Annotated in this window: 1 protein-coding gene; it reads left to right on the top strand. The window is 44.4% G+C overall.

The features are described 5' to 3' along the window. The first annotated feature begins 127 nt into the window (after positions 1-127). Positions 128-1,570, top strand: a complete 1,443-nt coding sequence (locus O9300_RS10430; RefSeq protein ID WP_287971575.1) for a DUF559 domain-containing protein — start codon at positions 128-130, stop codon at positions 1,568-1,570. Positions 1,571-1,765: the final 195 nt, after the last annotated feature.

Below are 1,765 nucleotides of genomic sequence, written 5' to 3'. Positions count from 1 at the left end.
TCTTTCCGAAAGTCCTTGACTTGTTTTAGTTTTTCTATTAAGCTCAACATATCTTTTAAAAGTTGCCGGTCACTCCTCATTTTACAAAGACAGTGATCGCTTTTACTTTTGATATTCTGATGGGAGAATGAAACAGCCCTACGACATCGGGGGGGCTTTAGGGGCTTTAGAGGCTTTAGAAATAGAAAAATTACAACCGGGAGATTATGTCATCGGACACGATCTGCAACCTCATCGGATTCTTCGTACTATCAGCAAAACCCATCAAGGGAAAATGATCGGGATTCGTCACCACCTTTGTCAGCAAATCCTCTGGGTAACGGGAGATCATCGAGTCTTATGTCAAAAACGGACAACCGGTTATGGAGGCGATCGCAATTGGGAACATATTCCTAAAAATAATTTTGCTTTAGCTAGAGAAATGAGAAAAGAAGCGACTCCAGCCGAAGCTAAATTATGGCAAGAAATCAAAGGAAATCAATTAGGAGTTAAATTCCGCCGTCAACATCCTATTGGACGTTATATTACCGACTTTTATGCAAGAGAAAAGGGTTGTATTGTTGAAGTAGATGGAGATAGCCATTATAGGCCAGATGCGACAGTTTATGACCAAGAAAGAGATACTTATTTAAACTCTTTGGGATTAAATATTTTGCGATTCAATGATCAAGAAATTTATCATAATTTGACGGGAGTATTAGAGACAATTAAAGCCACATTGTCTGCGGTTGAACCTTCAGAAGATCATGACAAAGAATGGCGACGGGCTGATACTTTAAAAATCGGTGATATTGTTTATTTTGGCAGGGAACAAATACCCTGTGAAATTAAAGATTTAGAATCGGAAATAACGACGGAAACATTCTATGATTTAGAGATTGAAACTGTCCACTCTTTTATTACTGAAGTTTGTACCGTTCATAATTGTGGAAGTGGGACAACCGCCTACGTTGCCGAACAATGGGGGAGAAGATGGATAACCTGTGATGTCAGTAGAGTACCCTTAGCCTTAGCCAGACAGAGACTATTAACCGCCACTTTTCCTTGGTATCAACTGAAAGATAATAACTCACCGGCGGGGGGTTTTATCTACAAGAGAAAACAGAACAGTAAAGGGGAAGAAATTGGGGGAATAGTCCCACACATCACCCTGAAAAGTATCGCCAACAATGAACCCCCCGAATCGGAAATCTTAGTTGACCGTCCCGAAGTAGATAACAGTATTGTGCGGGTGTGTAGTCCCTTCACCATCGAGGGAACCATACCGCCTCCGGTGGAGATGGAAGACGAACCGGAAAGCGCAGCGGTGGTAATCGACAATAGCGGTTCTTATGAAGAACGGATGTTGGAAATTCTGCGGAAATCTCCCGTGTTGCGTCTGTCTGGGAACCGCACCATCACCCTGAACAACGTGCGACAGCCGACAAGAACCCAGAATCTATCGGCCGAAGCAATGGTCAAAGCTAGTGATTTAGAAGGTGCTACCTTGGGGGAGGTGGTAGATGAGGCCCTAGAAGCAAACCTGAACCAGCTTCCCCTCTCCCAGAAACCGGTGGCGTTTCTATTCTGACCGGAGAACGGAGCGATCGCAGAACAGCCCGTTTACAGAGCGGCTGGGGAGGCCTATCATCGGAAATTTTGGGTCTGAAACCCCGCCGTTCTAGGTTGGCTTTACGTTAGAATTAAAAGGCCAGTCTCGAAAACCAAGTGGACGGCGCAGCACCTTGAAAACTCGGCTTAGGGGGTTCCGACCAGAAAAGCTTGG

The sequence above is a fragment of the Microcystis sp. LE19-195.1E genome, assembly GCF_027532095.1.
Taxonomy (GTDB): Bacteria; Cyanobacteriota; Cyanobacteriia; order Cyanobacteriales; family Microcystaceae; genus Microcystis; species Microcystis aeruginosa.
Note: the sequence above shows the minus strand (reverse complement) of the source record. Positions and strands in the feature narration are given on the sequence as shown.